The organism is Pokkaliibacter plantistimulans (assembly GCF_003194385.1).
Lineage (GTDB): Bacteria > Pseudomonadota > Gammaproteobacteria > Pseudomonadales > Balneatricaceae > Pokkaliibacter > Pokkaliibacter plantistimulans.
The window spans coordinates 1-6,484 of record NZ_LAPT01000186.1 but is presented as its reverse complement, the minus strand read 5'-3'; the positions used below and the strand labels follow the sequence as shown (position 1 = coordinate 6,484).

The following is a 6,484-nucleotide window of genomic DNA, read 5'->3' as shown; positions in this document are numbered from 1 at the left end:
TCCAGAAGAGATACAAGGGTGTGGTGAACGAAGTGAACCGCACCGTCATGGCATCACCATCGCGCTGCACGACACGAACACAGAATACATATACCCACGCGGTGAAGGAGAACAGTGATGGTCAGGGCAAAATCGATCAACACAATGCGTACGGGTCGCTTGCTGCAGGCTACCAGCCTGCTGCTGTGTTGCCTGAGCCTCGGCGGTTGCTGGAACACTACCCCCCAGCAACAGAGCCAGCGTGAGGATGCCGCCGCTGCGGCGCAGGCAGAAGAGCAGGCCCGGGCCAGCCAGTCCCGTGGTCTGTGTGGCGAAGAGATTGCTCCGGCACTGGGGTTGAAACTGGCGATGGCCCAGCAACAGCAGCAACAGGGGCGGCTGTATGCCGCACTGGCGGGCCTCAACACCCTCGACAGCGACAGCCCGACCTACCGGCTGGTCAGGGCTGACCTGCTGCGCCGTCTGGGCCAGTACGAGCAGGCCCGAGGGCTGTATCAGCAGCTGCAGTCCAGCTGTCTGGCCGGACGCGCACTGTACGGGCTGGGGCTGATCGCAGCCTGGCAGGGGCAGGTGGCTGATGCGCTGCGTCAGCTGGATCAGGCGGTAAAGCTGGCGCCCACGCAGGCCGACCTGCGCAATGACTATGGTTTCCTGCTGCTGATGAGCGGTCAGGATCAGGCCGCGCGCAGCCAGCTGATGACCGCACTGGAGCTGGATGGCCATCACACCACGGCAGCCCGCAATCTGTGGTTTCTGCTGCTGAAGGAGGGGGATCAGCCTGCCGCCGATGCGCTGGCGCGCCGCTTCAACTGGAGTGCGGCAGAGCAGGGGCAGATGCTGACGGCCATTCAGCACTTTGTGCCGCTGCGGGTGATGGCGGCAGGGCAGAGTTAATTCCCGGTGTAGCCGGGCCTCAGCAAGCATGTCGGAGGTCGTTATGTTTATTCAGCATCGTGTTTTGCCCCGGCTAAGGGTAGCCGTTGGCTTGCTGTGCTGCGCTATCGGGTGTGCTGTCAGTACGCAGGCCATGGCGGCCAACCCTGTACCCGCTGCCGCTACGGTCACCCTCAGTGAGCCGGATACCCGGACGGATAGCGTGCCCTCCAGAGGCAGTGAAACCCGCCAGTGGCTGCAGATGCAGCGCGACGGGCGTTATGCCAGCAGCTATAACGATCAGCTCACCCCGGAGGCGGCAGCCAAGGCACAACAGCGGGTAACCGACAGTTTTGGCCAGAGCATTCCGGCGACCTATATCGACAAGGATTTCGGCAAATAGCCTTATGAACAGAGCGCGCCAGCGCGGTGCAATCGGCCTCAGTGCGACCCTGCTGATGCTGAGTGTGGTACTGCTGGCTGCCGTTTCCATCGACAGCGCGCGGCTCTATCTGGCCAAACGCACCCTGCAGGCGCAGGCCGATCTGGCAGCGCTGGCCATGTCCCGCTCATCCTGTTACATCGACGGCGTCAACAACGAAGAGGAGCTAAAAGCAGAGGCGCTGAGTAATCTGGCTGCCAATGGTTTTGAGGGGACAGCCACTATCGATTTCGCCACTGCTTATATCTCTAACAAACATTGGAAGTTGAAAGAGAGTGCGGTTGACCGGTCAGCAGGCAAGGTGTTGTTGATTGAAACTGTGCCCGCCAGTCTGCTGGCGGGAGGCGTGTTTGGTGAGGATATCCGGCTCAGTGCCAGCGCAACGGTGCTGAAGCGGCTGAATGTCGGCTACAGCATGGGCTCGGGGCTGGTTGATGTGGATCTGACCAACTCTCTGCTCAGCGCATTGCTGGGCGGTTCGGTCAGCCTGCTGTCCTATGAGGGGCTGCTCAATGCCCGGATCAATCTGGGTGAACTGCTGGCGGCACTGGATGAGACCGGCACAGGCTTTAACACTGATCTCTCACTGGGCAATCTCACGGAGCTGTTGGAGACCGAGGTCAGCGTAGGCGATCTGCTCGATGCCATGATTTCGGTGCTGGGCAGTGATGCCAGCGCCAGTGCGGCTGTGACCCTGTTGCAGCAGCTGCGCCTGACCGGTAACAGCGATGCGCTGGATGTGACGTTGGCAAATTTACTGTCGATAGTGGATGAAACGAGTATTCCCGATGACGTGCTGGGCCGTTCGCTGCTGGCCACTAATCTGAATGCCTATGATCTGCTGACGTCCGTTTTGATGTCGGCAAATCAAGATTCTGTGCTGACGCTCAATGGTCTCAGCCTGAGCGTGGCAGGCGTGAGCAATCTTGGCGTGACCCTTAAAGTGATTCAGGCGCCGCAGTATGTCGTCGGTTATTTCCCCTCTGATGAGGGGGCCGAACCGGTGCTGAAGACAGCCCAACTGCAGTTGGGCATCAGCGGCAGCCTTTCGTTATCCAGCCTTGGTTTACCCGTCAGTCTCGCGAATTTTACGTTAGCGGTCAGTATTGCTAATGCAGAGGCCAAACTGCTGGATGTTCAGGGCTGCACCCTAAAGGAGGGTATGGACTTAACTTTTCAGGTGTCGCCCTCCACGGCAGGGGTACAGGTCAATGCTTCCATATTGGGGCTGCTGGGTACGTCAGTTGCTACGGTCAGTGGCAACGTGCCGGTGGCCAGTAGCAGCCCTGTTACTAAAGTCATTTCTGTGCAGGATGCAGACCTGCCTTACGGCCCTGAGCGGGTTAATAGCAGTGCGAGTAGCACGCTGAGTGGGACGATAGAAAGCCTTAACCTGTCCGTTTCATTGTTGGGTCTGACGCTCTCTACGGCGCAAGGCCAGTCAGTGAAGTCGCTTTTTGCAGATACGCTGGAAACGCTGGGATCGGCATTGATTGAGCCCCTGCTATTAGGGCTGGGTGTTTCTATTGGCTATGCCGATATCACTATCCTGTCTGCCGACGTTGAGAAAGGCGATTTAATCCAGTAGCTCTGCCTGTGATCTTCTCGCTGACGCCTAACCCGGTTCCTTGACCAGACGCAGCATCTGCTTGGCCAGAAACGGCCCGGTGACGATCACGCCAAACAGCCGCAGGGTTTGCAGGGCCAGCACCAGACCGGCGTCGGCCTTGATGTCGATAGCAATAATCGCCAGTGAATCCAGTCCGCCCGGGCTGGTCGCCAGAAAGGCGGAAATAAAGTCGGTGTGCAGGAAGGGCGCCAGCGCCCAGGCCGACAGGCCGCACAGCACGATCAGCACCAGTGAGCTGATGATCATCACCGGCAGGCTGCGTACCACGGTGCGCACGGTCTTGCGGTCAAAGCGCAGGCCCACGTAGCAGCCGAGCACGCCGTAGGCGATGACCAGCAGCCAGTCGGGCAGAAACAGGTCGATCCAGCCGGACAGCTGCAGCGCCGTGGCAATCAGCAGGGGCACCAGCAGGGCGCCTGCCGGAATGCGGCTGCCGAGGGACACCCCGACCAGCACAATGGCAATACTGGCCACGAAGGGCCAGAAGGTGTGGGCATCAAGGGCGAAGGCGTCCTGTGGGGTGGAAGAGACGCCGTGGTAGTCGGCAACAAAGCGGCTGACCAAGGAGGCACCCACCACCACACAGACCACCCGTACATACTGCATGGTGGCAACGATGCGCGGGTCGGCACCGTAATCTTCGGCCATGGCGGTCATGGCCGCCGCCGCGCCGGGGCTGGTGCCCCATACCGCGGTGCTGCCCGGCAGACTGCTGTAACGCACCAGCAGCGAGCCGACCAGCGCGCTGAAGACCACGGTCAGCACCGTAGCCAGCATCATCACCGGCCAGTTATTGATGATGGCCAGCAGCACGGTGCTGGTCATGGCGTGGGCCACCATCACGCCAACAAAGCCCTGACCCAGCCGGAAAGCGATACGCGGCAGCCGGACGGTGGCACCCATCACACCAAAGACGATGGCCACTAGCATGGGCCCGAGGAAATGCGCGGCAGGCATGGCCAGATGCGCCAATAGGGCGCCAAACAGGCCGGAGCAGACAAGCAGGGCCAGCCATTGGGCGGCGGGCGGAAGTTTCGCCAGAGGTGGCGTGGGGCGGGCAGGCTGATACAACGTCGTGCTCCAGTATTTTCCACCTGACAGACTCAGGGCGGGCTGAGCCTGACAGAGGGCGGGGTGGAAAAGCGCCCGTGCGCCTGCCTTTGGGTCTGCCGCTAACAGCCTTTGCTGATGGGCGCCGCAGACTGTTTGGCCAGGTAGGCGAACAGGTCGTCGAAATGTTCGCGTGTGACCTGCACTGCCTGCTCGGCATTCTGCTGTTCGATGGCATCCAGCAGGGCCTGATGCAAAAAGCCGCCTTTGGCGCTGTAGGCGAGGTGCAGGAACGGGCGAATGGTATCACGTATGCGTTTTTCAATCATCTGATAGAGTTGTATCAAAACTTTGCTGTGGGTCGCCTCGACGATGGCGCGATGGAACGCCAGATCGGTATCCAGCAGCTCGGTACAGCTGCCGGTCTTGCAGGCCTGAGTGTGCACCTGAGCCTTGTGGAGGATGTGGGCCATGTCCTCCTCGCTGCGATGCAGGGCCGCCAGCTCTGCCGCCTGCACTTCCAGCGCCCGACGCAGGATCAGCACCTCGCCGATGTCTTCTAGTGGCAGTATTGGCAGCGCAGGCAGCAGGGGCTGATGCAGATGGGTGACCTGAGGGGAGCCGGGCAGACGCCGCAGATAGGTGCCCGAGCCCTGAATCACCTCGACGATGCCTTCAGTGGTGAGGGAGCGGATGACTTCGCGCAGGGTGTTGCGGCCGACACTGAAACGCGCCATCAGCTGCGGCTCGGTGGGCAGGGCCTGGCCGATCTGCCATTCGCGGCAGTCGATGGCGTCAAGCAGGGCGTCGCGGGTGCGCTGGTATTTATTCATGGGACACCATGATGAATGGGATTAGCAGAAATGACGGGTAGGGCCGGCGGCGGCTTTGACCCGCTGGGCTGATTAAAATAGGATGAATTCCCCTAATTAGCCAGAATTCATAGGATGAATTCTGTCACCTCCTCAGGATGTTGCCATGTCATCGATTCGCCCGCTTAATGCAACGCCCGCCACGGGTGCTGCGGCAGATTCCTCAAGGCTGGCCAGCCTGTTGTGGCTGGTGGCTTTTCTGCTGGCGGCCTTTAATCTGCGTGCACCGATCATTGCCCTTGGCCCGATGATGCGCAGCCTGATGGACGGCCTGTCCATCAGTGCCAATGTCGCCAGCTTGCTGACGACTATTCCGATCCTGTGTTTTGCCTGCATTTCGCCCCTGGCACCCTGGCTGGCCGCCCGGCTGGGGATGGATCGCAGTATTGGGCTGGCCCTGCTGACTCTGGCGCTGGGCGTGGCTCTGCGCGGCGTCGACAGCCTCAGCTGGGTGCTGCTCGGCACCATGCTGATGGGCGCCGGTATTGCCTGCGGTAACGTCTATATGCCGAGTTTTATCAAGCGCAACTGGCCAGACCGGGTCGGGCGGATGATGGGCTTTTACACCGTGACCATGGGAGTGGGTGCCACGCTGGCGGCGGCGACCTCGGTGCCGCTGATGCAGATGACGTCCTCCTGGCAGACGCCGATGTGGTTATGGGCTGCCGTTGCCACCCTGGCTTTGCTGGTCTGGCTGTTCGGGCTGTGGAAAATGCCCACACCTGCGGCAGCGGTGCCGCCTCGGGCGTCCCTCGGTGGCATGCTGAAAAGCCCGCTGGCCTGGGCGCTGACCCTGTTCATGGGCTGTCAGTCCACCAGCTTCTATACCATGCAGGCCTGGCTGTCGCAGGTGGTGACCAGTGAAGGGGCAACGGCGGCAGAGGCCGGAGTGATGCTGTCGGTGATCAATCTGGTCACCATTCCGGCCAGTTTTGTGGTGCCGATGCTGGCGACCCGGCTGCGTTCGCAGAGCCTGCTGGCGCTGATCATTACCCTGCTGATTGCGGCAGGCACGCTGGGGGTGATGCTGTCACCGCTACACGGTCAGCTGCTGTGGGCGGTGTTGCTGGGCGTGGGGCAGGGGGCGAGTGTCAGTCTGGCCTTTACCTGCATGCTACTGCGCAGCCGTGAGGTCCATCACAGCGCGTTGCTGTCGAGCATGTCGCAGAGTATCGGTTACCTGCTGGCGGCGACCGGACCGGTGCTGTTTGGCTGGCTGCATGAGCTGAGTGGCCACTGGCAGTGGTCGATGACGCTGCTGATCGTGCTGCTGGTGGTGCAGGGCGTAGCAGGGCTGATCTGCGGTCGCCCGCGGTTTGTCGAGCTGCACGACTGATTCGCTGCAAATCGTTGTTTTACCGGTCACTTTGCTAACAGGTCGTTGAAAATCTATCTGCGTTGCCGAATACCGCGTCAAAAACAGGCTCAAAATGCTCATTTAGCTCACTAAACTCCGCTTTTTCGCCTGTTTTTTCCTTGTCTCGGCCGCCTCGATGACGTTTTTCAACAGCCTGTTAAGACCTATATCCTGTTTCAGGTCTCCCGGCAGGGCTGGAAACGCTACAAAGACAGCCTTTGATAGCGTTCCCACTCTGCTCAAGGAGACTTTCCATGTGG

Annotated in this window: 6 protein-coding genes; 4 read left to right on the top strand and 2 right to left on the bottom strand. The window is 60.6% G+C overall.

The window, feature by feature from the left end; translation table 11 throughout:
- Positions 1-117 precede the first annotated feature (117 nt).
- Genes WH50_RS25700 through WH50_RS25690 form a run of 3 tightly spaced genes read left to right on the top strand, consistent with a single transcriptional unit; the run spans position 118 to position 2,903 of the window.
- Positions 118-894, top strand: coding sequence for a tetratricopeptide repeat protein (locus tag WH50_RS25700; RefSeq protein ID WP_110190332.1), 777 nt, complete (start codon positions 118-120; stop codon positions 892-894).
- A 43-nt stretch (positions 895-937) separates the two neighbouring features.
- Positions 938-1,276 (top strand): DUF3613 domain-containing protein, encoded by a 339-nt coding sequence (locus tag WH50_RS25695; protein ID WP_165838574.1) that lies wholly within the window; start codon positions 938-940, stop codon positions 1,274-1,276.
- Between the two features lie 4 nt (positions 1,277-1,280).
- Complete coding sequence (locus tag WH50_RS25690) at positions 1,281-2,903, top strand: Tad domain-containing protein (RefSeq protein ID WP_110190328.1); 1,623 nt, start codon at positions 1,281-1,283, stop codon at positions 2,901-2,903.
- 27 nt (positions 2,904-2,930) lie between these two features.
- Here WH50_RS25690 and WH50_RS25685 read toward each other — a convergent pair whose 3' ends face one another.
- Both WH50_RS25685 and WH50_RS25680 read right to left on the bottom strand, forming a co-directional pair.
- Complete coding sequence (locus WH50_RS25685) at positions 2,931-4,016, bottom strand: AbrB family transcriptional regulator (protein WP_110190326.1); 1,086 nt, start codon at positions 4,014-4,016, stop codon at positions 2,931-2,933.
- 101 nt (positions 4,017-4,117) lie between these two features.
- Entirely contained in the window at positions 4,118-4,828 is a 711-nt protein-coding gene (locus tag WH50_RS25680; RefSeq protein WP_110190324.1) for a FadR/GntR family transcriptional regulator, read from the bottom strand.
- Positions 4,829-4,973: 145 nt separating this feature from the next.
- Here WH50_RS25680 and WH50_RS25675 point away from each other — a divergent pair, with 145 nt between their 5' ends.
- Positions 4,974-6,203, top strand: a complete 1,230-nt coding sequence (locus WH50_RS25675; protein WP_110190322.1) for a CynX/NimT family MFS transporter — start codon at positions 4,974-4,976, stop codon at positions 6,201-6,203.
- Positions 6,204-6,484 lie beyond the last annotated feature (281 nt).